Genomic DNA, 23,381 nt, shown 5'->3' with positions numbered 1-23,381 from the left:
AGAAAGGAATGCAGGGACAAAACCAATGAAACTTGGAGCCCGTATTTTAAAAACTGGTATTGCCATTGTACTCGCGCTTTACCTGGCAACATGGCTTGGGTTGCCAACGCCCGTCTTCGCGGGAATTGCAGCTGTATTTGCTATCCAGCCATCAATTTATCGATCTTTTTTAACCATTGTTGATCAAGTGCAAGCCAATATTATTGGAGCAGCGCTTGCCATTACGTTCGGTCTGCTTTTTGGCACAGGACCAGTCATTATCGGTTTAACCGCCGTCATGGTCATCGCCATTAATTTAAAGCTGAAGATTGAACACACAATTCCAATTGCACTTGTAACAGTCATCGCGATTTTAGAAAGTGCAGGGGATCATTTCCTTTCCTTTGCCTTAATTCGAACAGCTACTGTGGTGTTAGGGGTTCTCTCTTCATTTTTAGTGAATTTAATCTTCCTGCCGCCAAAGTATGAAACAAAGCTTGTTCATCACATTATGGAAAATACGGAGGAGATTTTAAAATGGATTCGTCTGACCTCCAGACAGTCTACTGATCATTCCACATTAAAGGATGACATCGATCAAATAAAAGAACGCATGATCAAATTAGATCATATTTACTTGTTATACAAAGAGGAACGAAGCTATTTAAAGAAAACCACCTATGTCAAATCAAGAAAGCTTGTTTTGTTCAGGCAGGCCATTATGACTTCAAATCGTGCTCTGTATTTGCTGAAGAAGCTTCATAAATTAGAAAATGAGATTCATTTGATGCCAGAGCATTTCAGGGAAAGCTTAACGGATGAAATTGATTATTTACTGTATTGGCATGAGCGCACCTTGATGAAATTCGTCGGAAAAATGAAACCGCAGGACGATGAATTTCAAAATGAATGCTCTCTTCGCCTTGAGACGTTAACGAAATCATTTATTCAGCATCAGCAAAACCAAGAAAATGACTTACTCGATTACAACATGCTGAATGTCATGTCCAGCATCATCGAATACCGTGATGAATTAGAGCATTTAGATACATTGATTACAAGCTTCCAGACGTATCACCCAAAAGATAGTGAAATTGAGACAGAAGAAAAAGAAGCATAAACAGAAAAGACCGATTCCTAGAATCGGTCTTAAATTGTTGACAAAGAGCTAAAATGATCTTGATTTTAGCTCTTTGTCTTCTTTTCAGCGTGACTTGAAAACCTTTGCAGTCTAGGAAGAACGAGTACCGGAGCGGAGCGAATTGAGTATTCGTGAGCACCGGCACGCAGGACTGACACTTAATGCGAGGGTTTGCCCGCGCGCTGAGACCGATTCTGAGAATCGGTCTTATTTTATTTTCTTCATTTTAGGATCTAATGTGTCTCTTAATCCATCCCCCATCAGGTTAAAGCCTAAAACAGTCAGCATGATCGCTATTCCTGGGAAGAATAATGTCCAAGGGGCTTGAACGAGATAAGGCCTCGCATCGGCGAGCATTTTCCCCCATTCTGGACTTGGCGCCTGTGCCCCCAATCCTAAAAAGCCTAAAGCGGCTGCCTCAATAATTGCCGTTCCGATCGCTAGCGTTGCCTGTACGATGACCGGCACCATACTATTTGGCAGGATGTGGCGCAGAACGATGCGGCGGTGTGACATCCCCACCGCCTTTGCTGCCAGCACGTATTCTTCTTGTTTAATACTCAGCACTTTTGAACGAACGAGCCGTCCAAAGGTTGGGACATTAATAATCGCAATGGCAATAAGGGCATTTTGTAAGGAGGGGCCTAGGATGGAGACAATAGCAATCGCTAATAGAATGCTAGGAAAAGCAAGTAAAATATCAAACAATCTGGAGATCACAGCATCTAACACTCTTCCGCCATAGCCTGCTATCAATCCAAGCAGTGTACCTAAAATGACAGACCCGAGGACCGAGAAAAAACCGACCCATAAGGAAATCCGTGCTCCATGCACAACTCTTGAAAATATATCTCTGCCGAAATCATCCGTACCAAACCAGTGTGCAGCTGAAGGGGCACTAAATCGCTCACCGAGTGATTGTTCATTGATTCCATAAGGAGCAATGAGCGGCGCAAAGATCGCTAGGATCAGAAATAAAAAAACAATCACACTACCAATGACCGCCAGCTTATGCTGAAAGAACTGCTTCATTGATTCAAGAATCAATGATTGAGAGCGTTCATCTTTTGGCTGAGGTAGTTCAAGTTCTTTTTGTGCTTCCATATTGTCACTCTCCCTCCCTAATATTTAATCCTTGGATCAATGACCGCATACAAGATGTCCACAATGAAATTGATCAGGACAAATATAAGCGCAACGACAAGAATACCTGTTTGAATGACTGGGTAATCACGATAACTGATGGCGTCATATATATACCGCCCAATTCCCGGCCAAGCAAAAATGGTTTCTGTTAAAATCGCTCCACCAAGCAAGAGTCCTGTCTGAAGACCAATAATCGTCAAGATCGGAATGAGCGCATTTTTCAGGCCATGCTGATAAATGATAAAAAATGAACGTACTCCTTTTGCTTTTGCTGTTCGAATAAAGTCGGAATGAAGCACTTCCAGCATACTTGCCCTTGTAATTCTCGCAATAATCGCAGCAGGAATTGTGGCGAGTGCTGTACTTGGTAAGATCAAATGCTTGATGCTGTCAGCGAATTGATCAAACCGGCCTTGTAAAAGCGTGTCCAGTGTATGAATATACGTAATCGATTCGACTGGATTCCTTACGTCTTCTCGGCCCGTTGTCGGCAAAATACCTAATTCGATCGAGAACAGCCACTGCCCCATTAAGCCTAACCAGAAAATTGGCATGGACACTCCGATGAGTGCAATAAACATCGCGGCATAATCAAAGAAGGAATGCTTAAACCAAGCACTAATGATTCCGGCATTCACTCCCACGACAATCGCCAGCACCATGGCAAAAAAGGTCAATTCTAACGTCGCAAATAAGTAAGGCTTCATTTCCTGGGCAATAGCCGCTCCTGTTCGAATGGAAGTCCCTAAATCCCCTTTTAAAAGGCCAAGCATATAATGACCGTATTGAACGTACCATGGCTGATCTAAACCGAGCTGGATCGTTAATTGTTCTACAGCCTCTTTCGTTGCCCGCTGTCCTAAGATGACCTGCGCTGGATTTCCAGGTATAAAACGAATAATTGAAAACACGACCAATGTCATTCCGATCAGTACTGGGATGAGCATTCCTGCCCGCTTCATACAATAAGCAAACAAACAGCTTTCACCGCCTTTATCTTTGTTTGATAAGGGAGATACATGATCTCCCTTATTTGCTTATTCGAAATACACGTCAGTTAAAGCTTCTGAACCAGTTGGATGCGGCTGATAGCCTTTTAAATCATTAGAAGCGGCAAGCATTGGAATCGAATGCACCAATGGAATCCAAGGCGCTTCGTCATGAATGATTTCCTGCGCTTTTTTATACAGCTCATTTCGTTTCTTTTGATCTGTGTCTGTTTGCGCTTCAATGAGAATGTCATGCATTTTATCGTTTTCGAAGAATGTATAGTTGTTACCGCCAATGCTGTCTTTGTCCAGCAGTGTGTAAATGAAATTATCAGGATCGCCATTGTCCCCTGTCCAGCCTAATAAGAACACATCTGCTTCCCCTTTACTTGCTTTATCTAAATAGGTCGCCCAGTCATATGTGACAATTTCTGCTTTGACGCCGACCTTTTCAAAATTTGACTGAATGACTTCTGCTACCTTCATCCCATCTGGCATGTATGGACGTGGTACAGGCATCGCCCAAAGCTTGATGCGAAAGCCGTCAGGGAAGCCCGCTTCTTTTAATAGTTCTTTCGCTTTTTCTGGATCATACGGATATGGCTCAATGTCGTCATTGTAGCCTTCTAAAGCTGGCGGCAATGGATTTTTTGCTGGCTCAGCAAGTCCGCCATAAAATGACTCAATAATCGATTCTTTATCGACCGCATAATTGAGTGCCTGACGAACCAGCTTGTTATCAAGCGGCTTTCTTGTGACGGTCAGTCCGATATAGCCTACGTTCATCGATGGTCTTTCAATGAGCTGGAGTGCTTTATCGGTTTTAATGCCATCTAAATCTGACGGATTCACGCCATCCATTAAGTCGATCTCACCTGTTTTAAGGGCATTTAAACGAGCAGAGTTTTCTGGAATGGAGCGGAAGATGATTTGATTCAGCTTTGGTTTATCCTTCTGCCAATAATCCTCGTTTTTTTCTAACACGATACGGTCGTTTTGCTTCCACTCTTTAAACTTAAATGGTCCTGTCCCCACTGGATTTTCTCTAAATGAATCGCCGCTTTTTTCAACTGCGGCTGGACTGGCGATGCCAAATGGTGACATGGCAATGTTTTTGAGGAATGTCGCCTGCGGGCGCTTTAGCTGAAATTCAATTTCATGCTCGCCTTTGACGATGATGTCTTTAATGACATGCCCTTTATCTTTTTTATAGCCGCCAAACATACCATAGTAAGGAAACTTTTCTGCGTCTCCATTCATCCAGCGGTCAAAGTTGAATTTCACTGCTTCTGCGTTAAAGTCTGTACCATCGTGGAATTTCACACCTTTTCTTAAGTAGAACGTGTATGATTTTCCGTCCTTTGCAACATCCCATTCTGTTGCGAGGCCAGGATGGATGGTCGTGTCTTTCTCACCGTAATTCAAAAGCTTTTCAAATATATTCTCTGTGACCTTAAAGGTTTCGCCTTCTGTTGTTGTGATTGGATCTAGTGAAGTGGAATCTCCCCCTCTGCCAAATACGAGGGTATCTTTTGTTGCCTTTTCTTCTGATGTCGGTGAAGACGAGCATCCCCCTAAAAAGAGCGCCAGTGCCAGCACAAAAATGAAACTACTGAATAACCATGTCTTCTTCATTGTGTTCCTCCTTTTGATATAAATAACACGCGGCCGCGTGCCCCGGTGCCTCCTCATACAAAGCAGGAACTGCTTTCAGGCATTTCTCCCATCTTTTTGGACACCTTTTGTAGAAAGGACAGCCGCCGCGTTCCGTCATTGTGGTTTCTTCTGCTGCCACATCTTGCGCCTCTAGTACGTGATCCATATGTGGAATGGATTTCAGAAGCAGCGACGTATAGGGATGAAGCGGGCTGTGAAACACATCTTCGGCAGGCCCCATCTCCACAATGCGCCCAGCATACATGACGGCGATCCGGTCACTCATATATCTGACAACCCCAAGGTCGTGAGAAATAAACAGATACGTCAGAGAAAGCGTCTTTTGCAATTCAAGCATCAAATTCAAAATTTGCGCTTGAACGGATACATCTAAAGCCGAAACTGGTTCATCGGCAATAACTAGACTTGGGTGCGTAATAAGTGCTCTAGCGATACCGATACGCTGCCTTTGTCCGCCGCTGAATTGATGCGCATAACGTTCCCCGTAAGACGGATCAAACCCAACAATGTGCAGCATCTCTTTTACCCGTTTCCGTCTTTCTGCTTTCGTCCCATGCTGATGGACAATCAGCGGTTCCTCTAAAATATCTTTGATTTTCATTCTCGGATTTAAAGAAGCATATGGATCTTGAAAGATCATTTGAATATCTTTTCTTAAGGAACGCATGTCTCGTTCTTTTAGAAGGGTGATCTCCTGCCCTTTTAATTGAATAGAGCCTGACGTCGGTTCAGTCAATCTCATTAGGCTTTTGCCAAGTGTTGATTTACCGCAGCCTGATTCACCAACAATGCCAAGCGTTTCTCCTTCCTTCACGTGAAAGGACACTTGATTTAATGCCAAAGTCGATTGTTTATGTTTAGAAAAAAAAGCGGCTGTGTCATACCGTTTTGTCAGCTGATTCACTTGCAAGAGTGGGTGACTCAGTGTCTTCTCCTCCTTCCATTAGAAAACATGCCACGCGGTGATTGTGTTCTATGGATTGTAAGGCTGGATCTTTTTCAAGACATTGCGCCATTTGATATGGGCAGCGTGGTGCAAATTGACAGCCGGACCGGATGGCCCCTGGCTTTGGCACATGACCTGCAATAGAGATGAGTTTTTCTTTTTTCTCTTTAAACGATGGGACTGAGGCGAAAAGACCTTTCGTGTAGGGATGCAGAGGTTTTTGGAAAATACGGTCAACGGTTCCTTCTTCTACAATTCGACCGGCATACATAATCATGACTCGCTGGCATATTTGCCGCACGACACCTAGATCATGGGTAATAAATAAAATAGCAGTGTCCATTTCTTCGTTCAGCTTTTTGAGCAGACGAAGGATTTGCGCTTGGATGGTGACATCAAGTGCAGTTGTCGGTTCATCAGCGATCATGAGCTTTGGGTGACAAAGCATTGCCATCGCAATCATGACTCGCTGGCGCATGCCGCCTGATAATTCGTGTGGATATTTTTTAAGTAGCGATTCCGCTTGCTTCAACCCAACTGTTTCAAGAAGATCAACCGCCTTCGCTTTTGCTTCTTTTTGACCGATTGCTTGATGTGTGAAAAGGGCTTCCGTCATTTGTTTGCCGATGGTCATTAATGGGTTCAGAGAGGTCATGGGCTCTTGGAAAATCATCGAAATGTCATTTCCTCTTATCTCTCGCCACTGTTTCTCTGAAAGTGACAGCAGATTTTGCCCTTCGAAATGGACCTCGCCCGTTGTATCGGTTTGCTGATTCAATCCCATTAATGACATGCTTGTAATACTTTTCCCGCAGCCAGATTCGCCCACAATTCCTAACGTTTCCCCTTTTTGAATCGAGAACGATATGTGATGGACGATGGGCACTTTTTGCTTTTTCTGCTGAAACGCAATGGACAGCTGTTTGACATCTAGCAGCACGTCTTGTTCTTTCACATATTCACCACCCCGTCATACTTTTTAAAATTGTATTGAGACAAGCTGGGAAATATGTCATGTTTTTGACAAGCATAAAAAAGCCTATCCGCTAGAATCGGATAGGCTTCTACTAATTTAATGTTTGAATGGTAAATAAATGACGATAGTGGCTGTCTTGATTCATTAATTCTTCGTGTGTTCCCTTTTCCACAATTTCGCCTTGTTCCATGACCACAATTTGGTCAGCGTGTGTAATGGTTGATAATCGGTGTGCGACAATAAAGGTTGTGCGATCCTTCGCCAGCTTTTGCATCGCTTCTTGAATGTAATGCTCACTTTCTAAATCAAGTGCAGACGTCGCTTCGTCTAAAATTAAAAGCGGTGGATTTTTTAGAAATACTCTTGCAATGGAAATCCGCTGTTTTTGTCCGCCTGACAGCTTCACGCCCCGTTCTCCTACTTTCGTGTCATATCCTTCAGGAAGAGACATAATAAAATCATGGGCGTTTGCCGCTTTTGCAGCCGACACGATTTTTTCAAAAGATGCTTCAGGGTCACCAACCGCAATATTTTCTTTAATCGTGTCACTGAATAGGAATGTATCCTGCAGCACCATTCCGACTTGATTTCGAAGGCTTCTTGCTTTGTACTCTTTGATATCAATGCCGTCAATTTCAAGTGACCCGTTTGTGACATCATAAAACCTTGGAATTAAGCTGACGAGTGTCGACTTTCCTCCACCGCTCATTCCTACAAGGGCAACCGTTTGTCCTTTTTCTACTTTCAAGGAGATATTGTGCAGAATCTCTTCCTGCGTGTGTTCATAACGAAACGACACATGTTTAAACTCTACCTCTCCTTTTAAATGATTGGCTTCTTTTGCATTCGGCCGGTCTGTGACCTCATATGGCTCATCAATAAACTCAAAGATCCGATCCATTGATGCAACGGACTGGGTTAACGTCGTGGATGAGTTAATGAGACGGCGAATCGGATTATACATCCGGTCAATATAGCCGACAAAGGCGATCATGGTCCCGATCGACAGCGATCCGTTAATTACTGTATAACCCGCAAATGCAATGATTAACAGCGGCGCAATGTCGGTGATGGTATTGACGACAGCAAATGTTTTGGCATTCCAATTCGTATGGTTGATTGCTTTGTTTAAGAAATTTTTGTTTTCATCATGAAAATTCTCTTGTTCATATTCTTCAATCGCAAAGCTTCGAATGACCGGCATTCCTTGTACCCGCTCATGCAGGTGCCCTTGCACTTCAGCCAGCGCCTGTGACCGCTCTTTTGTCAGCTTACGAAGCCGTCCGTAAAAATACTTTACTGCAAACGCGTATAGCGGAAAAATAATGACAGACACGATGGTGAGCTTCAGATCCAGTGTACACATAATGGCGATCACGATCAGTACAGTCATCATATCCAGCCAAATGTTCATGAGCCCTGTGATGACAAATTCCTTTGTCTGCTCCACATCGTTGATCACTCTTGAAATAATTTCTCCTGTTCTCGTGTTGGCATAATAACGAAGACTTAGCTTTTGAATATGCGAAAACAGCTTCTCCCGAATATCAAACAATACCTTACTGCCTGTCCACTGTGCGTAGTATTGTCTATAGTATTCAACAGGCGGTCTCAACACTAAAAATAATACGAGCATGATTCCCATTATGATCAGTAGAGTTGATGTCTTTTCTTCAGCTGACCCCGAGCCTTGAATGACATCATCAATGACATACTTTAAAAGCAGAGGCAAGGTTAAGGGAATCGAGAACTTAATCATTCCGATGACCATTGTCAATGCAATCTGTTTTTTATACGGTGTTACAAAAGCCATGTAGCGTTTAATGACCCCCATGTAAATCTCCTTCCCAATCTATCAGTGCCTCTTATCCGTACGCAGTCAAAAACCTGTTAGCCTAAAAAGCCAAACAGGTTTTTTGATGCTCTTGCTTATTTTGTATAATGTAAAAAACGTTCATACCACATATCCACAAATTCAGGAGCAAACGGACCTTTCCGCTGGTGAATCCAATGCAGTAATGTATTCAGATGCTCTCTTAAGATACTATCGATTTCTTTTGGATAATTCATCTGCCTCTTATGATCTGCATATTCGTCCTCATCCAAAATATTGTACGTCATGTCTGGAAAGACTTTGACGTCTAAATCGTAATCAATATACTTAATTGCCTCATCATCTGTCGCAAAAGGAGAGCTGATGTTGCAGTAATAATATACCCCATCATCTCTAAGCATCCCAATTACATTAAACCATTGTTTTGCATGGAAATAGCAAATAGCCGGTTCTCTCGTCATCCAAGTACGGCCGTCGGATTCAGTCACCATTGTACGGTCGTTTGCACCAATGATACACAATTCCGTTGCTTTCAGAATGGTGGTTTCATTCCAAATCCTGTGGATCAAGCCATTATGTTTATAGCTTTGAATTTGGATGGTTTCTCCTTCCTTGGGATAGCCCATATTTTCTCCCCTACTTTCTATAACAAACAAACCTAACAGTCCAAAGACCTAATTTCCCAACTAAACATGTCTCTATTATATTATACCGTTACATCATTAAAAAATGAAATGAAAAAGCCATTCAACCCAATTGAACGGCACACTGACTTACATCACGCTAGAACTCTTTTCCATCTGTTTATATGAGTTGATGACCTCTTCTGTCTGTTTTGTAAACAAGGTTTGCACTTTTTGCAGTTCCTCACGTTTCTGTTTGATCTGATCACAAAGCCTATGCCACTCTTCTTTTTTTTCATCCTGCAGCAATTGTTTTTCTGTTTCTAAGCATAGATCGAGTTCTCCCTGCACATCGAGCAGCTGATCCATGAGCTGCATTTGTTCTTTTACAAGCTGATCGAAATCAGACATCTAACTCCTCCCTTTTCATCGAATCCACTTTTTGTCTGTATACCATTTCTTGAAAGAAGAAGGAAATCCTTTGACTGTTTATGTAGAGGTTTTACAGGTTTTGTCGGATGGTGGTGAGAGGCAAAAAGAAAAGCACTTCATTCGTATATGAAGTGCTTTCCTTTGTTTCAGTGATTAGCTGTTTTGTTGTTTGTTTTGCTCAGCTTTTTGGTTGTATTTTTTTACGTGCTGTGCGTCAGTCTCGCTAGCAAATTCAGTGCCGTATTGACCACCTTGTGCAGCAGCTTGGTTTTGTTTCTTCACTTGTTGTGCGTTTGTTTTGTTTTGTTGTTGATCCATCATTATCACCTCCACGCACATTAATTTGTGCAGAAGGTGTACATCCTATTCATGATTTTTTTAAACAAGCAAAGAACGTCCGCCATCGACAATAATCGTCTGGCCTCTAATCATGTCTGCTTTGCCTGATACAAGGAATTCCACACTGTCGACCATGTCTTTAATTTCCACCATTCGGCCGGCAGGTGTATTTTTCTTCGCATCTTCTAAAAGCTCTTCACGGTTCGGGAAGTGCTTAAGTGCATCGGTATCGATCGCGCCGCCTGATACAGCGTTAACGACGATATTTTTTTGTGAAAGCTCAACAGAAAGGTAACGTGTCAAAGCTTCTAGTGCTGCTTTTGATACGCCGACTACTGTGTAATTTTCAAGGTAGCGAATAGAGCCAAGAGAGCTAATGCTGACGATATGTCCGCCGCCGTTTTTCTCCATTAGTTTCGCCGCTTCTTGTCCGCAGAATAACAAGGCTTTCGCATTGATATTCATCGTCCAGTCCCAATGATTTTCTTCAAGGTCCATAATTGGACGCTGAACACCTGATGCCGCATTGTTCACAAATACATCTAAACGACCAAAGGTATCATCGATTTGCTGAAACATGTCTTTGATTTTCTCAGGCTGACCTACATTGGCTTTAACAACCAATGTTTTGACACCCATCGCTTCAATTTCTTCTGCTGTTTCAAGTGCGGCTTTTTTGCTTCTCGCATAGTTAATGACAATGTCATATCCTTTTTCAGCGAGGCGAAGGGCCACTTCTTTCCCTACTCCTCTGCTGCTTCCTGTAATTAATGCACATTTACGTTGACTCATTATGGTTCATCTCCTGATTTGAATAGTTTTCGTTCATTCGCTTCACACTAATAGGAAAGTTCCTATTAGGAGGTTACATTCATGTATGTCGGACGCGATTTAAGCCAGCTTGGCATGATGTCCAAGGATCAATGGAAAGATACTGAGCTTGCTTACTTTCATCATGCTTTCCAACAAATTTTACCTTATTTGAATGAAGAAGGGCAATCTAAGTATCGAGAAATCATTTCTGAAATCGAAGACCGCGGGGGTCTGCACCGAAATGAAGCTGATTATACCCACGGTACAACGGTTAAATATGACTAGGCTGCTCAAGTGCCAGCTTCCAAATTTTTTGGTGTGAGACTGGCAAAGCATATGCCTCAAATTCATCTGTTGTGACTTTTTTCAGCTTCGTGTCATCAGATACAGAGGTAACTCGTCCAAAGAAAACAGAAATATTCCAGATGAGGTGGGTAAATACATGCTGAATGGTGCCTTCTAAATCACCAAGCTCCGCTTGTACACCCGCCTCCTCTTTTAAGAAATCAATGAGCTGTTCTTTTTCCGTTTTTCTTCCCTTCATGGTTTCCATGTTAGGGAATTCCCATAAATTCGCAAGAAGGCCTGTACTTGGCCGCTTATGAATATATAGGTTGCCTGCGTCATCAAATAACACCGCTGCTGCCATTGATTTAGCAGTCGGCTTTTTCTTTTTGCTTTTCACTGGGAGCTCATGCTGAACGCCTTCCTCGAATGCCGAGCAATGCATGTTTACAGGGCAAATGAGGCAGGCAGGGGATGTTGGGGTACAAATGAGCGCACCAAGCTCCATCAGCCCTTGATTAAATTCTGACGGCTTTTCCCGGGAAATGAGCTGATCGACCGCAAATTCGAAAATATTTCTCGTTTTTGGTTTTGCAATATCATCCCATATGGACAAAATACGAGAAATGACCCTCATCACGTTGCCGTCTACCGCAGGATACGGCTTGTTATAGGCGATACTCAGCACTGCGCCGCTCGTATATGGGCCTACACCTTTGAGCTTTGAAAATTGCTCTTTCGTATTAGGGACAATGCCACCGTAGGATTCATATACTTCTTTCACAGCTGCCTGTAAATTACGCACTCTTGAGTAGTAGCCAAGACCTTCCCATGCTTTCATGACCTTTTCTTCATCAGCTAAAGCGAGATCCTTCACCGTCGGGAATTGCTCCATAAACCGGTTGAAGTACGGAATGACCGTATCTACTCTCGTTTGCTGAAGCATGACTTCTGATACCCAGACGCGGTATGGATCTTGATTTTCACGCCATGGCAATGTTCGTTGTTCTTTTTCATACCAATCAATTAAATCATGCTGAAAGCCCGCAATATCTTTGCGGTCCAGCTTTTCTTGAATGTCTTTCATATCTATACTCCTTCTCATTGGACCGAGGGCTAACGTTCTGAATAGAACCTTATTTGTTGTATACTGTTTGTAGATACGTTAACATGTTACATTAAATCGGGATAAAGCAAAAGTGATTTTGCACATAGTCTTGATTGGAGACGTATACTTTGTATGATTGTTCCTAAGCATGACAACTAGGAGGTAATCAATTGGACACTGGTACTCATGTAGTAATGGGCATTTCTCTTGGGGGACTTGCACTTTTAGATCCAGCCGTCAGCGCAGATCCACACATGGCACACGCCGTGATGATCGCGACCATCGCCGGCTCCCAAGCACCAGACATTGATACTGTGCTAAAACTAAAAAATAATGCGGTTTATATAAGAAATCACCGAGGATTTACACATTCCATTCCAGCTGTACTGTTTTGGTCATTGCTGATTCCGGCTGTGATTTTCCCGTTTGTGCCGGGGGCGAATTTACTTCACCTCTGGTTATGGACACTATTAGCCGTTGTGCTTCACGTGTTTGTCGATATTTTCAATGCATACGGCACACAGGCCATTCGTCCATTTTCGAAGAAATGGGTAGCGCTTGGAATCATTAATACGTTTGATCCGTTTATCTTTTTTACACACCTTGTCGCCATAGTCGTTTGGGCGATTGGCGGTCATCCCGGCTTTACGTTCATCACGCTGTACGCCGTGATTTTCTGTTACTATATCGTCAGGGTCATCATGCAGCTTCAGATTAAACGTCAGCTGCGTGCACGATTCGATGAAATTGAAGAGATTATCATTTCGCCTACAATGAAGTTCAGACAATGGCGCATTGCCGTGAAATGTAAATCCTCTTTCCATGTTGGGCGCAGCATGAATGGAGAAGTCGTCATTTTAGACACCTTTAACCGTGTGCCGGTCCCTGATACTGAAATTATGAAAATTGCCAAACAAGATGAAAACATTTCAGCCTTTCTCTCCTTCTCCCCTGTCTATCGGTGGGAAGTGGATAAATACAAGGATCATTACGAGGTGCGGTTCATTGATTTGCGCTACCGAAGCAAAGGTCATTATCCTTTTGTCGCGATCTGCCATATTGACATGGATCATCAAATCAAAAATTCCTATACCGGCTGGATTTTCAGTGAAGAAAAACTACAAAAAAAATTAAGACTCGGCTCTGTGTGAGCGAGTCTTTTTTGTGCTTCACTTTTACAACTTCGTCATATATTCCACAATAAACTCCCAAAATCCAGGTCCTTCTTGGTAAATCAGCCAGTCTATTTTTTCGATGAGTTTGATATAGAGTTCTTGTTCGAGGTCTTCTCTTTCTTGATATGCCGTGTTTTGTAGTTTCTTTTTGATCATGGGTGTGAAGGTTTCAATGAGTTCTTCCATTTCTCCATTGGTCATTTTGTCTTCGTGCACGGACATCTCCCCCTGTTTCTTCTTTTAGTTTGTTGAGTGCTTTTTTGTGAATGTTTGAGATGTTTTGTCTTGTTTCGCCGAACTGATCGGCTATTTCCTTCATCGTTTGGCCTTCGACATAGATTTGGGTTAAGACCATTTTTTGTTTGTCTGTGAGCTGCTGGTAGGCCTTGTACAATGTTTGGTCTTGCAGATGCTCCCCTAGGTCTTGCTGGTTGAAGAGCACAGCTTCATACGTATCTGTTTGAACAGGGTCTTTCACTTCTTGCGTATCAGGATGATCAAGTATGAGCGGAAAACGCTGCTGCTTCTTTTTTACTCGTTTGTCAAAGTCGACTGAAAAGATGCGTATCATTGTGGAGATATACTTGATGATGCGGATTTTCTGATAGAACTGTTTGAACTCGGAATCTAGTTTTTTGGCATTTTCCTCGTTTGGCTCTTCCATGACCTGCCGGAGCAGCTGCTCGTTTTTCGGGTTGCTTAAAAACTGCTGAATGAGCGGGTGATCAATGATTTCCTTCCACTTTGCTTTCAATAACAGCCGATAATCCATGTGCATCCTCCCCTTTGTTCCCTCTACTAGCATTAAGTGGACAAAAGTTAAAAAAAGTAAACTTCGTGAAACGGGTCTAATGATTCATTTTCTCCCCCTCTGCTTTCCTTTTTCTTCTTTCATACCACTTATATAGAAGACGAGCATCCGCTGGGAGGTGAGACAAATGGAGACCTTTTTTTCAGAGGAATGGCTGAAGCAGCTCGGTCAGGCTGGCTTCCCTGCCATTTTGACGGTTTACTTGCTGACACGCTTTGAACGAAAGTTTGATGAATTAAGCAAGCTCATCCAACGATTAGTCGCTGCTCAAAAAAATGATGAATCAGATTGACATCTGCTTGATTCTTTTCACCTTATGAAAACGAGGGCGAAATGAAAGGCCTTTTGTCACCTCACACAATACGATGTTGAAAGGGGATTTTATCATGAGTGAAAAGCAAAATGGAATACCGCAGCCGATTCGAGGAGAAAAAGGAGCAACGGTCAAAATTCCACGTAATCTCGAGCGGGACAGACAAAATCCAGATATGCTCACGCCGCCAGAAACCGATCATGGAACAGTCTCCAACCTGAAATATTCTTTTTCTGATACACACAATCGTTTAGAAAAAGGCGGCTACGCCCGAGAGGTAACAGTCCGCGAACTGCCGATCTCTAAAAGTCTTGCATCTGTCAATATGCGGCTAAAGCCTGGTGCGATTCGTGAGCTGCACTGGCATAAGGAAGCGGAATGGGCGTACATGATTTATGGGGAAGCCCGGATTACATCGGTTGATGCAGAGGGGCGCAATTTTACAGAGGATGTGACTGAGGGTGATTTGTGGTACTTCCCTTCTGGCCTGCCGCACTCTATCCAAGCACTTGAACCGGGAGCTGAATTCTTGCTTGTGTTTGATGATGGGTCATTCTCAGAAAATAGTACGTTCCAAGTAACCGATTGGCTTGCCCACACGCCAGAGGAAGTCGTGCTCAAGAACTTCGGTATGACAAAAGAGCAGTTTGACAAGCTGCCAGAGAAAGAAAAGTATATTTTCCAAAAAGGAATTCCTGGTTCCCTTGAATGTGACAAGGTAAAAACAGAGCAAGGAGAAGTCCCGAATTCCTTTAAATATGAGCTGTTAAAACAGGAGCCGATTACGTCAAGCGGCGGACAAGTGTGGATTGCGGACTCTACCAATTTCAAAGCGTCTAAAACGATTGCATCTGCTCTTGTGAAAGTTGATCCAGGTGCCATTCGCGAGCTGCACTGGCATCCAAATACGGATGAATGGCAATATTTTATTTCTGGAAAAGCACGAATGACGGTATTTGCTTCTGATGGACATGCGAGAACCTTCAACTATCAGGCCGGAGACGTTGGATATGTCCCATTTGCGATGGGGCATTATGTAGAGAATACAGGCGACGAACCGCTTTATTTCTTAGAAATCTTTAAGAGCGATCATTATGCAGACATTTCACTTAATCAATGGCTTGCGGTCACACCGAAACAGCTTGTTCTTGATCATTTAGATCAAGGCGAAGACTTCTTAAAACTGCTTGATACTGAAAAACATCCTGTGATCGCTGCGCCTAAAAAAGAGGATTAACATATGACTTCCTGCAAAAAGGCTGTCCTTTTTGCAGGTATCTTCATGTAAAGGAGTGTTTGTTCACCTATGCAGCAATCTGTTCACGCTTTATGGCAAGGGCTGAAATGGCTCATGGCGGCGTCTGCTGTCTGTTACATATTTTTGTTGTTTTGTGTACTGTTCTTTCATTTAACGGGTGCTTTTTATCAATCGATTTTATCGATGCTTTTATTTATGGGCATCTATGTGGTACTTGGGATATCCTTTGAGCATGTGGAGCATGTGCTTATGAGAGTTGTTAGAAAATGCCGTTCCAAAAAACGCTCCATCGTTTTCTATGCCATATCCATTCATCTTTTGTTTATTTGGGGTGCTGTCTATTTATCAGATGAATTGGTAGGCGGCATTTTACTGTCTACTTCTGAGGAAATCCTCTTTGCTCTAAGCCTTTGGTTGTTTCATTTTTTGTTTGATTATGCGACGTTTTCGTTTGAGAAAGAAGCTTAGTGATTTGCTTCATATGATGGATATCGTGTTCGATCAGACCTTGGAAGATAAAAAACACCACTTATGATGAAAAGTGGTGTTTCTTGTGTTGTCTTCGTGCATATAGGATCGCACCGATCAAACTGACGAGTGAAATCAACGCGAGAATTCTGATATAAGGCGGATAGTAGGTTAGCACAATCTCGTTTTTGCCTTTTTCTATTGGAAAACCGATAAAGGCGTAATTGGCTTGTTCAATATCGGTCTGCTGACCGTTTACTGTGAGCTCCCAGCCTTTTTCATATGGTACTGGCAGAACCATATAATCATCGCCGCGTTTGTTATCATATGAAATCGTAAAGCGGTTGTTTTCGAGCTTTACCTGCTGGCTGCCATTATCCTGTTTTTCTTTTTCATATGCCTTTTCTAGGATGCGGTAAGGCTCTTGATACAGTTTCAATTGATCGAGCTCATATGTCCCTTTTGGCACTCGAATCGAAAGTATTTTCTCAGCAGGAACCCGAATCGTCACTTCATTGACGCCTGTTTTGTAAATGGATGTATTGCTTTTTCGTGAGGTGACGTAGTTGTCAACGGATAACTGAAATCCTTCGTTCCGGTCTGTCCGCTTCACATAAAAGCTCACATACACATCCCCAGCGCGGGCCATATCATCTGGCAGCGTGATATTCAGGCCGCCTGTTTCTCCGTATACATCAAGCACGCCATGTTCGTATACGGCTTGTTCCGTATGAATCTTTGTATCCTTGACTCGATCTGGCGCGTGCTCAATTTCAGCGTTTCCTTTTTTGTCTAAAATCACACCTTGCAGCATCGCATGCTCTCTATCAAGCGCTGAGGCATTTTTTAAGGATTCTTCTGAATAAATCGTGCTTGTTGTTCTTGCAAATGGCAGCGGCCGTGTATTTTCATACACTTTATAATGCTCGCTTTCCAATATTGGCTTAAAATAAGCTGGCGGTGAGTAAGGCATAATGTTGTCTCTCATATAATACTTTCCATAGGTCAGGCTGTATAAATTCGCTCTGTCCCCCATTGTTGCATAACGGCTGACACTTTCACGTCCCATATCGATTTGCAGGTCATTCCAGTAGAAATTGAGCAAATGTTTATTTAATATACTTGAATACGCACTCATGCCTTGAAAGCCTTCAAATAACGGGGTGTTGTTGCGCACGCCGTTCATCCAATCAATCCGGGCAAGCGGATCTTTTGAAGAGCGGCTTTGAATCTGCTGAATGAGCTTCATTTGCTCATGTCCAGCATACGCCTCACTATTCAGATACGTATCTGATACGCTCTTAATATTGCTTCTTTCAGATAAATAGCCCTGCTGATACACGCCTGCTGTCAGTAAGCTGAAAGCGATGAGCACAGCTGAAATGAGACGAAGGTGCTGGCGTTTTTCCGCATGAATCACAAGGAAAAACAAGCTGATCACAAGCAGTCCTATGCCTGTAAATACAACAACATCCATATTTCCCTTTGCTCGTTCTGATAAGATGACTGCGAGAAGAAACACGATCCAAGCGCCTAAGACCGCACGCTTTTTCCACTTCCACTCGATTTGCGAGAAATGCTTGATGGTGATGGCTACGACCGCCCCAACTGTAAAGGCAAGAATGTATTCAAACCTGTACTGCGGTGCTGAAAAACCATTAAACACGCTCGCCATCTTTGGACTGTAGTGAAAAACAATGAGCAGAACGCTGATCGATGTAAACATGAAAAACCACCTGTTCCGGTAAAGCGGAACGAGGAACATACAAATGAGAAAGATGACAGGTAATAAATACACCCTGCTAGTAAACAGCAGATGATCATGCAGATCAAACCAAGGTATAGATTGATCATATGGCGGTCTTATATTATTCAGAAATCCATAGACAGACGGGACAAAAAAGGCAGCACTGATTCCAAAGGATAACAGCGTAGAAACCGCCAGCGTCCAGAACACCTTCCACCCATGCTCCTCACTTCGAAGCTTGATGATATATCTGAAGACAAGATAGATCGCTAAAAAGATAAAATGAATATAAGCAAAGTAAAAATTGTTGATGAGCATCAGGCTGCACGCCGCAATAAACCAAGCCGGCTTACCAGTTTTGAAAATCCGTTCAACCCCAAGCACCAGCAGCGGGAGCCACATCATGCTGTCGGTGAAAAACTCCCAAAATGTTTGATGTCGAAAATACACAATAGACAATCCGTAAATTGCGGCTCCTGTGAATGCACTCAGCCTATGCTGAACCATTGAATGGAGCACACGGTAAGCGATGAAAAGAATAAGCGTCAACTTGATCACACTCAGCCAAATGACGGCATTTGCCCAGAAATGGATGTCCGTTGACTGGATGAGATGAAGCGCATTCATCAGCCAGACGACAGCGACTGTAACCATAAAGACAGTCGACGTTGTGAAATAATAACCTAATTGCGTATATGTACCGCCGCCTAGACCGAATTGATAGGAATAAAAGAAGTTCCCTTTGACGTATTCATCGTACAGCAGCTTTTTAAATGGGAGCATTTGTGAGATCCCGTCTCCATCTCCTGTCATGTACCGGCCTTGGGTATATTCATATAAGAAAAAGGAGTGTCCTAATAAAGCGAGAATGAGGCACATTCCTATTAGTATCCATCTACGTTTCATCATCTAAATCCTTTCCACAAAAGATCCACTACTCTTTGAAACAAAACAACCCAGCAAGCGATTCGTGCTTGCCGGTTATTTGACTCCACGTTATTTAAATAACTGCGTTAACACTCGGTCTTGTTCCTTTGAGCTTGTCTCTTGTTCCATCACATTTGATTCCTGGATTAAATAATGCGGCCTCTTTTTCGTTTCATAATAAATACGGCCAATATATTCTCCAATCACACCTAGACTCAAAAGCTGGACACCTCCGAGGAACAGCACAGCTGATATTAAAGTAAAATAACCCGGCACCATAATGCCCGTTCTGACGATTTGAATAAAGGTGGCCACGATGTAAATCAATGAGAGAAATAAGATCAGTATGCCAGTATAAAAACAAATTCGCAGCGGGCGGTTGTTAAAAGAAATGACGCCATCTATGCCATAGTTAAATAATTTCTTCAGTGACCATTTTGTATCACCATGCTGCCTTTCTACATTTTCATAATAGATGACCTTTTCTTCAAACCCAATCCAGCAAAAAAGCCCTTTCGAAAAACGATTTCCCTCTTTCAGCTGAAGCAGTGCATCGATGGCTTGGCGTGAAATTAAACGGAAATCCCCGACGCCATCACGCAAGTCCACTTCTACTACCTTGTTCATCACCTTATAGTACATGGATGACAGGTAAGAGCGTAGCTTGCTGTCACCTTTACGATTCCGTTTGGCAATGACTTGATGGTAGCCTTCTTCATACCCTCTGACAAAGTCCTGAATTAAATACGTCGGGTGCTGCAGATCGGCGTCCATAATAATCGCAGCTGCTCCTTTTGCATGTTCAAGACCTGCCAAAATAGCGGCTTCCTTTCCAAAGTTACGCGAAAAGGATATATATTTGACCTTTGCACTTTTGCGAGAGAGCTCTCTCATGTATTGAAGCGTATTGTCTTTGCTTCCATCATTCACAAAGATGATTTCAAAGTCATAATGAAAATCGCGAAACTCTTCCTCGAGTGCCTCAAAGATTCGTCTGATGTTTTCACCTTCATTGTAAGAAGGAATTATCACAGAGAGCAATTCCCGTTCCATATCGCACCTTCTCTTCACTTTTTTCACATAGTCTGATATGTTCATTATTCCTTTTTTGTCAGAAAACGAAACCCTTTTTTATTATCCATAAATTACATGTCTCTTCAATCGTTTCATTATATCAGAGTTTTATTTCCAGTGATTTTCAGCAGGATGAATTTAATGTAATTTTAAGTTTAATCATTGTAAAAAGCCTGTAATTTCGATCACAGACTGGGTATTGTTTCATAAAGTTATTTGTTCATTTGTATATTTTCCAAATGATTGAAAAAGATGAATGGAAGTAAAAGGGCAACCTTTTAGTGAAGCAGCCCTCGATTGTTTTGTTGCAGATGCTCGTTTGCCTTTGATTGTTTATTTTGAAATAGATGCAGCTGTGCGCCGTAGCTCTCGATCCACTCTTGGACAATTCGTTCTGTTGTTTCTTGTCCTTTATATTTGCGGCCAGCCTTTGCATAAGTCGTTTCAAAATCACTCCAAAGAAGCTCTACCCACGTACGTGCTTCGTCATATGTCAGCATATTGTTTTTTTCCATAAGTTGTTCTGTTAATCGCTCAAAGTATTGTTCCATGCCTGTTCCTCCTTCATCTAGCAGAATGTGCCTTTTTAAAAAAACTTCTTTTTTCATATACTACCCTTACGTCTTCAAAAGACGCAAATGATTTGTATTGTTTGGAGGGAATCGATATGCGTAATAAAGCAAAAGGCTTTCCAAATCAGGTAAATCACAAGTTTGAAGGCGAACCAGGCGCTACAGATGCTTATGCGTCTAAACGGCCGAATGGTGAAACGAACACACGTCCACAGGAACGTATGAGGGCATCAGGGAAACGCTAATTTTTCCAAAGGGAGTGCTTGAGATATGAGTTCAAATGGGAAATCGTATATGGCAGACTTTGTTCAATTAAGGACAACCGCTTACCCTCAACCATGGGCAAATGCAAAGCATTCTGCCTCTCAGGTCAACGGAGAAACGCAGCAAACGCAGCACGACATCGTACTTCAGAACAACGTCCGTAAACAGCGTTCGAAGTAAAGAAAAGGACTGATCTTTTAGGATCAGTCCTTTTGCGTCAGCATTGAAATCGGCAGGGCATCTTCCTTATTTGGAGCCGATACTCTGTATCCCCACGCAAAAACGCCATTTAGATAATCTACATAAAACTCTTCTTCTGTGTCTTTGATTTGATAAGTCGTTTTGGTTTGAATTGAGGCTGGATCTAATAAATAGGCTTTCGCCATATCGATTTTCCGTTCTAAAACTGCGTATTCATTCACAATGCCAAGCTGTTCAGCCTTTCGTGCTTTTTCAGAAAGGGCGGCAATCTCCTGCTTCAATTCGTATTCTGTCATCTCACTATAGCGTTTTTCCATCTGTCATTCCCCTTTGTCTAAAACGTGATCAATTGTATCGAGATCAAAGCCTTTTCTGAATAAAAATTGCTTCACTTTCATCTTCTTTTCAAATGATCCGTCATATCCTACCTTGCGTTTTGCCTTCTCCAGCATATAAAGGAGGGCTTCTTCTTCCTTTTCCTCTTCTTGTCCATCATAGGCTTCTTGAAGGGCTTTATCAATGATCTCAAACGAAAATCCCTTTCGCTGCAGCTGCAGCTTGATGCGCTGCTCGATCTCTTTTGCAGAACGATTTTTTTCTTTTTTAACAAGCTTGAGAACCTGCTTAACAGCTTCCTCGAGCTGTAAGTCATCAGGGTATTGCGATAGCGCCTGTTCAATCGTGTCATCGTCTATGCCTTTGAGCTTCAATTCTTTTTTTAGGACGGACGGTCCTTTGCTGTTCGTTTTGCGGTGGGTGCTGACATAGGCTTCTGCAAATTCAAGATCATTTACATACTTATAATGCTTTAATTTGTGTATAATTTCACTAATAGCAGGTGCCGGGATTTCTTTTTTCGTTAAATAATCGGTGACTTCTTTCACTGATCTCATACGGTAGGATAAATAATCAACGGCCTGCTGAAATCCTTTTTTCACCGAATCACCGAATTGAATCTCAATGATATCTGCTTCGTCCAGCTCTTTTCCTTTTTTCAAATCGTGCTGGACGAGCACATCTAAATCAACGCTAAAGGCGTACTTTTCATCAAGAAAGATGTTGACCCGCTCTGTATTGTTTTTCTGAGCAGAAATTTTTGTAATATAGGGCATCCTGTGATCACTCCTTTTCCAAAACAGTCAGGATGTTTCTTCTGATTCAAAATCGTGAAAGATATAGGTATGTATATGAGAGGAGAGATGTCAATTGAATATCGCCATTACCGGAGGAACCGGTTTTATCGGCCAGCATGTCACAAAAGTGCTCGCTGCTGAGGGACATCATCTATATATTTTAACAAGAAATCCAAAGGAATCCGAACAAAATCATTTACATTATGTGCAGTGGCTGACTGAAGGTGCTGCGCCTGAGCATGAATTGCCTGCCATCGATGTATGGATTAACCTTGCTGGAAAATCTATTTTTACACGCTGGACAGACAAGGCAAAAGAAGGCATCCTCTCCAGCCGTCTCAAATCAACACAAGAGGTAAGACGCATTATAGAAGCGCAGGAATCAAAGCCATCTGTGCTGATTCAAGCAAGTGCTGTCGGAATTTATGGCACATCTCAAACAGGAGATTTTACGGAGGAGTCACCTCCTGCAGATACTGATTTCTTAAGTCATACATCAAAACTTTGGGAAGCTGAGGGACAAAAGATTGAAGCACTCGGCATTCGTACAGTCTACACCCGCTTTGGCGTCGTGTTAGGCGAAAAAGGGACACTGCCACTGATGACACTTCCTTACAAGCTGTTTGCCGGCGGGACAATCGGCTCAGGCTCGCAATGGGTTTCATGGGTTCATGTTGAGGATGTGGCACATCTCATTGCTTATGCGATTCATAATGACGAGATCTCAGGCCCGCTCAATGTGACATCACCGAATCCTGTTCAAATGAAACAGCTTGGACAAACCATTGCTTCTGCCCTTCACCGCCCCCATTGGTTGAAGGTGCCATCTTTTGTGATCAAAACAGCCCTTGGCGAAATGTCATTACTTGTTTTAGAAGGTCAGCGTGCTCTGCCAAAAAAAGCACTGCTCTCTTCTTATGACTTTTTGCACCCTGAACTAAAAGAAGCGATTTTGCATTCTAAGGAATAAATGTTGTCAAAAACACCCATCCTATTAGAAATGATATGAGGGGGCGATTTTGATGAAGAAAAAAGAACACCAGCCAACTTCGAAGCTGAAGAAAACCCAGGAAGTCCTGTATCAGCAGGAATTCAAAAAAGCGGAAAGAGCAGCAGAAAAAAGAAACAAATAAGACGGATATTCCCCTCC

27 protein-coding genes and 1 pseudogene are annotated in these 23,381 nt (G+C 42.5%); 10 read left to right on the top strand and 18 right to left on the bottom strand.

Annotation, left to right across the window (positions count from 1 at the left end; genetic code table 11):
* Positions 1 to 25 precede the first annotated feature (25 nt).
* Positions 26 to 1,099 (top strand): aromatic acid exporter family protein, encoded by a 1,074-nt coding sequence (locus MHB67_RS04215; RefSeq protein WP_024425203.1) that lies wholly within the window; start codon positions 26 to 28, stop codon positions 1,097 to 1,099.
* A 228-nt stretch (positions 1,100 to 1,327) separates the two neighbouring features.
* On the opposite strand, the gene MHB67_RS04210 is transcribed toward MHB67_RS04215, so the two are convergent.
* The 10 genes and pseudogenes from MHB67_RS04210 to fabL form a co-directional block, all read right to left on the bottom strand.
* A complete protein-coding gene (locus MHB67_RS04210; protein WP_073204415.1) occupies positions 1,328 to 2,224 on the bottom strand; it encodes an ABC transporter permease in 897 nt (298 codons plus the stop codon).
* 17 nt (positions 2,225 to 2,241) lie between these two features.
* Complete coding sequence (locus MHB67_RS04205) at positions 2,242 to 3,243, bottom strand: ABC transporter permease (protein ID WP_024425205.1); 1,002 nt, start codon at positions 3,241 to 3,243, stop codon at positions 2,242 to 2,244.
* A 60-nt stretch (positions 3,244 to 3,303) separates the two neighbouring features.
* Positions 3,304 to 4,890 (bottom strand): ABC transporter substrate-binding protein, encoded by a 1,587-nt coding sequence (locus MHB67_RS04200; RefSeq protein WP_151863195.1) that lies wholly within the window; start codon positions 4,888 to 4,890, stop codon positions 3,304 to 3,306.
* A complete protein-coding gene (locus MHB67_RS04195; protein WP_080708071.1) occupies positions 4,865 to 5,842 on the bottom strand; it encodes an ABC transporter ATP-binding protein in 978 nt (325 codons plus the stop codon). Before MHB67_RS04195 ends, MHB67_RS04200 begins: the two co-directional genes overlap by 26 nt.
* Complete coding sequence (locus MHB67_RS04190; RefSeq protein ID WP_122632170.1) at positions 5,811 to 6,833, bottom strand: ABC transporter ATP-binding protein; 1,023 nt, start codon at positions 6,831 to 6,833, stop codon at positions 5,811 to 5,813. Before MHB67_RS04190 ends, MHB67_RS04195 begins: the two co-directional genes overlap by 32 nt.
* A 112-nt stretch (positions 6,834 to 6,945) precedes the next feature.
* Positions 6,946 to 8,688: an ABC transporter ATP-binding protein gene (locus MHB67_RS04185; RefSeq protein WP_133744902.1), complete on the bottom strand. Its 1,743-nt coding sequence runs from the start codon at positions 8,686 to 8,688 to the stop codon at positions 6,946 to 6,948.
* Positions 8,689 to 8,783: 95 nt separating this feature from the next.
* Positions 8,784 to 9,314, bottom strand: coding sequence for a DUF402 domain-containing protein (locus tag MHB67_RS04180; protein WP_024425209.1), 531 nt, complete (start codon positions 9,312 to 9,314; stop codon positions 8,784 to 8,786).
* Positions 9,315 to 9,461: 147 nt separating this feature from the next.
* A complete protein-coding gene (locus MHB67_RS04175) occupies positions 9,462 to 9,722 on the bottom strand; it encodes a YgaB family protein (protein WP_039177303.1) in 261 nt (86 codons plus the stop codon).
* A gap of 174 nt (positions 9,723 to 9,896) precedes the next feature.
* Positions 9,897 to 10,046 (bottom strand): annotated as a pseudogene (locus tag MHB67_RS04170) (gamma-type small acid-soluble spore protein); the annotation flags it as partial.
* A 75-nt stretch (positions 10,047 to 10,121) separates the two neighbouring features.
* The gene (gene fabL / locus MHB67_RS04165; RefSeq protein WP_342492816.1) at positions 10,122 to 10,874 is read right to left on the bottom strand and encodes an enoyl-[acyl-carrier-protein] reductase FabL; all 753 of its coding nucleotides are present in this window, start codon (positions 10,872 to 10,874) and stop codon (positions 10,122 to 10,124) included.
* A gap of 81 nt (positions 10,875 to 10,955) precedes the next feature.
* Between fabL and MHB67_RS04160 the strand changes: the two genes are divergently transcribed.
* Entirely contained in the window at positions 10,956 to 11,180 is a 225-nt protein-coding gene (locus MHB67_RS04160; protein WP_003217808.1) for a hypothetical protein, read from the top strand.
* Here the strand turns inward: MHB67_RS04160 and mutY are convergent.
* The gene (gene mutY / locus MHB67_RS04155) at positions 11,167 to 12,267 is read right to left on the bottom strand and encodes an A/G-specific adenine glycosylase (RefSeq protein WP_342492815.1); all 1,101 of its coding nucleotides are present in this window, start codon (positions 12,265 to 12,267) and stop codon (positions 11,167 to 11,169) included. The genes MHB67_RS04160 and mutY overlap by 14 nt on opposite strands.
* Positions 12,268 to 12,458: 191 nt before the next feature.
* Here mutY and MHB67_RS04150 point away from each other — a divergent pair, with 191 nt between their 5' ends.
* A complete protein-coding gene (locus tag MHB67_RS04150) occupies positions 12,459 to 13,439 on the top strand; it encodes a metal-dependent hydrolase (RefSeq protein WP_149125844.1) in 981 nt (326 codons plus the stop codon).
* Between the two features lie 24 nt (positions 13,440 to 13,463).
* On the opposite strand, the gene rsoA is transcribed toward MHB67_RS04150, so the two are convergent.
* Together rsoA and MHB67_RS04140 are read right to left on the bottom strand one after the other, a co-directional pair.
* A complete protein-coding gene (rsoA, locus tag MHB67_RS04145; RefSeq protein ID WP_342492814.1) occupies positions 13,464 to 13,685 on the bottom strand; it encodes a sigma-O factor regulator RsoA in 222 nt (73 codons plus the stop codon).
* Positions 13,633 to 14,235, bottom strand: a complete 603-nt coding sequence (locus tag MHB67_RS04140; RefSeq protein WP_149125850.1) for a sigma-70 family RNA polymerase sigma factor — start codon at positions 14,233 to 14,235, stop codon at positions 13,633 to 13,635. The genes rsoA and MHB67_RS04140 overlap by 53 nt, the downstream gene beginning before the upstream one ends.
* A gap of 166 nt (positions 14,236 to 14,401) precedes the next feature.
* Between MHB67_RS04140 and MHB67_RS04135 the strand changes: the two genes are divergently transcribed.
* The 3 genes from MHB67_RS04135 to MHB67_RS04125 all read left to right on the top strand — a co-directional run bounded on the left by MHB67_RS04135 (position 14,402) and on the right by MHB67_RS04125 (position 16,313).
* Positions 14,402 to 14,566, top strand: coding sequence for a YvrJ family protein (locus MHB67_RS04135; RefSeq protein WP_073204399.1), 165 nt, complete (start codon positions 14,402 to 14,404; stop codon positions 14,564 to 14,566).
* Positions 14,567 to 14,660: 94 nt separating this feature from the next.
* Complete coding sequence (locus MHB67_RS04130) at positions 14,661 to 15,824, top strand: oxalate decarboxylase family bicupin (RefSeq protein WP_024425215.1); 1,164 nt, start codon at positions 14,661 to 14,663, stop codon at positions 15,822 to 15,824.
* 69 nt (positions 15,825 to 15,893) lie between these two features.
* Positions 15,894 to 16,313 carry a regulatory YrvL family protein gene (locus MHB67_RS04125; protein ID WP_024425804.1) on the top strand — a complete coding sequence of 140 codons (420 nt, stop codon included), beginning with the start codon at positions 15,894 to 15,896 and terminating at the stop codon, positions 16,311 to 16,313.
* 61 nt (positions 16,314 to 16,374) lie between these two features.
* Here MHB67_RS04125 and MHB67_RS04120 read toward each other — a convergent pair whose 3' ends face one another.
* The 3 genes from MHB67_RS04120 to MHB67_RS04110 form a co-directional block, all read right to left on the bottom strand.
* Positions 16,375 to 18,969, bottom strand: a complete 2,595-nt coding sequence (locus tag MHB67_RS04120; protein WP_342492813.1) for a YfhO family protein — start codon at positions 18,967 to 18,969, stop codon at positions 16,375 to 16,377.
* Positions 18,970 to 19,056: 87 nt separating this feature from the next.
* Positions 19,057 to 20,040, bottom strand: coding sequence for a glycosyltransferase family 2 protein (locus tag MHB67_RS04115; RefSeq protein ID WP_024425218.1), 984 nt, complete (start codon positions 20,038 to 20,040; stop codon positions 19,057 to 19,059).
* Positions 20,041 to 20,339: 299 nt separating this feature from the next.
* Complete coding sequence (locus tag MHB67_RS04110; protein ID WP_024425219.1) at positions 20,340 to 20,612, bottom strand: YfhJ family protein; 273 nt, start codon at positions 20,610 to 20,612, stop codon at positions 20,340 to 20,342.
* Between the two features lie 116 nt (positions 20,613 to 20,728).
* On the opposite strand from MHB67_RS04110, the gene MHB67_RS04105 reads away from it, so the two are divergent.
* Positions 20,729 to 20,878: a small, acid-soluble spore protein K gene (locus MHB67_RS04105; RefSeq protein WP_003217849.1), complete on the top strand. Its 150-nt coding sequence runs from the start codon at positions 20,729 to 20,731 to the stop codon at positions 20,876 to 20,878.
* Positions 20,879 to 20,903: 25 nt separating this feature from the next.
* Positions 20,904 to 21,077, top strand: a complete 174-nt coding sequence (locus tag MHB67_RS04100) for a YpzG family protein (protein WP_008360604.1) — start codon at positions 20,904 to 20,906, stop codon at positions 21,075 to 21,077.
* 23 nt (positions 21,078 to 21,100) lie between these two features.
* On the opposite strand, the gene MHB67_RS04095 is transcribed toward MHB67_RS04100, so the two are convergent.
* Entirely contained in the window at positions 21,101 to 21,415 is a 315-nt protein-coding gene (locus MHB67_RS04095; protein WP_044334454.1) for a YfhH family protein, read from the bottom strand.
* Between the two features lie 3 nt (positions 21,416 to 21,418).
* On the bottom strand, positions 21,419 to 22,210 hold the full coding sequence (gene recX / locus MHB67_RS04090) for a recombination regulator RecX (RefSeq protein WP_024425808.1): 792 nt from the start codon (positions 22,208 to 22,210) through the stop codon (positions 21,419 to 21,421).
* A gap of 94 nt (positions 22,211 to 22,304) precedes the next feature.
* On the opposite strand from recX, the gene MHB67_RS04085 reads away from it, so the two are divergent.
* Together MHB67_RS04085 and MHB67_RS04080 are read left to right on the top strand one after the other, a co-directional pair.
* Positions 22,305 to 23,201 carry a TIGR01777 family oxidoreductase gene (locus tag MHB67_RS04085; RefSeq protein WP_044334456.1) on the top strand — a complete coding sequence of 299 codons (897 nt, stop codon included), beginning with the start codon at positions 22,305 to 22,307 and terminating at the stop codon, positions 23,199 to 23,201.
* A 52-nt stretch (positions 23,202 to 23,253) separates the two neighbouring features.
* Positions 23,254 to 23,364 (top strand): YfhE family protein, encoded by a 111-nt coding sequence (locus tag MHB67_RS04080; RefSeq protein WP_017358836.1) that lies wholly within the window; start codon positions 23,254 to 23,256, stop codon positions 23,362 to 23,364.
* Positions 23,365 to 23,381 lie beyond the last annotated feature (17 nt).

It is taken from the genome of Bacillus sp. FSL H8-0516, assembly GCF_038635285.1.
Lineage (GTDB): Bacteria > Bacillota > Bacilli > Bacillales > Bacillaceae > Bacillus > Bacillus safensis.
Note: the sequence above shows the minus strand (reverse complement) of the source record. Positions and strands in the feature narration are given on the sequence as shown.

What these genes read in the sequence shown, in the direction of transcription:
- MHB67_RS04115 (WP_024425218.1), bottom strand. Translation starts at nt 20,040, where the DNA reads ATGGAACGGGAATTGCTCTCTGTGATAATTCCTTCTTACAATGAAGGT.
- MHB67_RS04095 (WP_044334454.1), bottom strand. Translation starts at nt 21,415, where the DNA reads ATGGAAAAACGCTATAGTGAGATGACAGAATACGAATTGAAGCAGGAG.
- MHB67_RS04215 (WP_024425203.1), top strand. Translation starts at nt 26, where the DNA reads ATGAAACTTGGAGCCCGTATTTTAAAAACTGGTATTGCCATTGTACTC.
- MHB67_RS04100 (WP_008360604.1), top strand. Translation starts at nt 20,904, where the DNA reads ATGAGTTCAAATGGGAAATCGTATATGGCAGACTTTGTTCAATTAAGG.
- MHB67_RS04105 (WP_003217849.1), top strand. Translation starts at nt 20,729, where the DNA reads ATGCGTAATAAAGCAAAAGGCTTTCCAAATCAGGTAAATCACAAGTTT.
- MHB67_RS04200 (WP_151863195.1), bottom strand. Translation starts at nt 4,890, where the DNA reads ATGAAGAAGACATGGTTATTCAGTAGTTTCATTTTTGTGCTGGCACTG.
- MHB67_RS04180 (WP_024425209.1), bottom strand. Translation starts at nt 9,314, where the DNA reads ATGGGCTATCCCAAGGAAGGAGAAACCATCCAAATTCAAAGCTATAAA.
- rsoA (WP_342492814.1), bottom strand. Translation starts at nt 13,685, where the DNA reads ATGTCCGTGCACGAAGACAAAATGACCAATGGAGAAATGGAAGAACTC.
- MHB67_RS04175 (WP_039177303.1), bottom strand. Translation starts at nt 9,722, where the DNA reads ATGTCTGATTTCGATCAGCTTGTAAAAGAACAAATGCAGCTCATGGAT.
- recX (WP_024425808.1), bottom strand. Translation starts at nt 22,210, where the DNA reads ATGCCCTATATTACAAAAATTTCTGCTCAGAAAAACAATACAGAGCGG.
- fabL (WP_342492816.1), bottom strand. Translation starts at nt 10,874, where the DNA reads ATGAGTCAACGTAAATGTGCATTAATTACAGGAAGCAGCAGAGGAGTA.
- MHB67_RS04210 (WP_073204415.1), bottom strand. Translation starts at nt 2,224, where the DNA reads ATGGAAGCACAAAAAGAACTTGAACTACCTCAGCCAAAAGATGAACGC.
- MHB67_RS04140 (WP_149125850.1), bottom strand. Translation starts at nt 14,235, where the DNA reads ATGGATTATCGGCTGTTATTGAAAGCAAAGTGGAAGGAAATCATTGAT.
- MHB67_RS04135 (WP_073204399.1), top strand. Translation starts at nt 14,402, where the DNA reads ATGGAGACCTTTTTTTCAGAGGAATGGCTGAAGCAGCTCGGTCAGGCT.
- MHB67_RS04125 (WP_024425804.1), top strand. Translation starts at nt 15,894, where the DNA reads ATGCAGCAATCTGTTCACGCTTTATGGCAAGGGCTGAAATGGCTCATG.
- MHB67_RS04080 (WP_017358836.1), top strand. Translation starts at nt 23,254, where the DNA reads ATGAAGAAAAAAGAACACCAGCCAACTTCGAAGCTGAAGAAAACCCAG.
- MHB67_RS04160 (WP_003217808.1), top strand. Translation starts at nt 10,956, where the DNA reads ATGTATGTCGGACGCGATTTAAGCCAGCTTGGCATGATGTCCAAGGAT.
- MHB67_RS04120 (WP_342492813.1), bottom strand. Translation starts at nt 18,969, where the DNA reads ATGATGAAACGTAGATGGATACTAATAGGAATGTGCCTCATTCTCGCT.
- MHB67_RS04185 (WP_133744902.1), bottom strand. Translation starts at nt 8,688, where the DNA reads ATGGGGGTCATTAAACGCTACATGGCTTTTGTAACACCGTATAAAAAA.
- MHB67_RS04130 (WP_024425215.1), top strand. Translation starts at nt 14,661, where the DNA reads ATGAGTGAAAAGCAAAATGGAATACCGCAGCCGATTCGAGGAGAAAAA.
- MHB67_RS04110 (WP_024425219.1), bottom strand. Translation starts at nt 20,612, where the DNA reads ATGGAACAATACTTTGAGCGATTAACAGAACAACTTATGGAAAAAAAC.
- mutY (WP_342492815.1), bottom strand. Translation starts at nt 12,267, where the DNA reads ATGAAAGACATTCAAGAAAAGCTGGACCGCAAAGATATTGCGGGCTTT.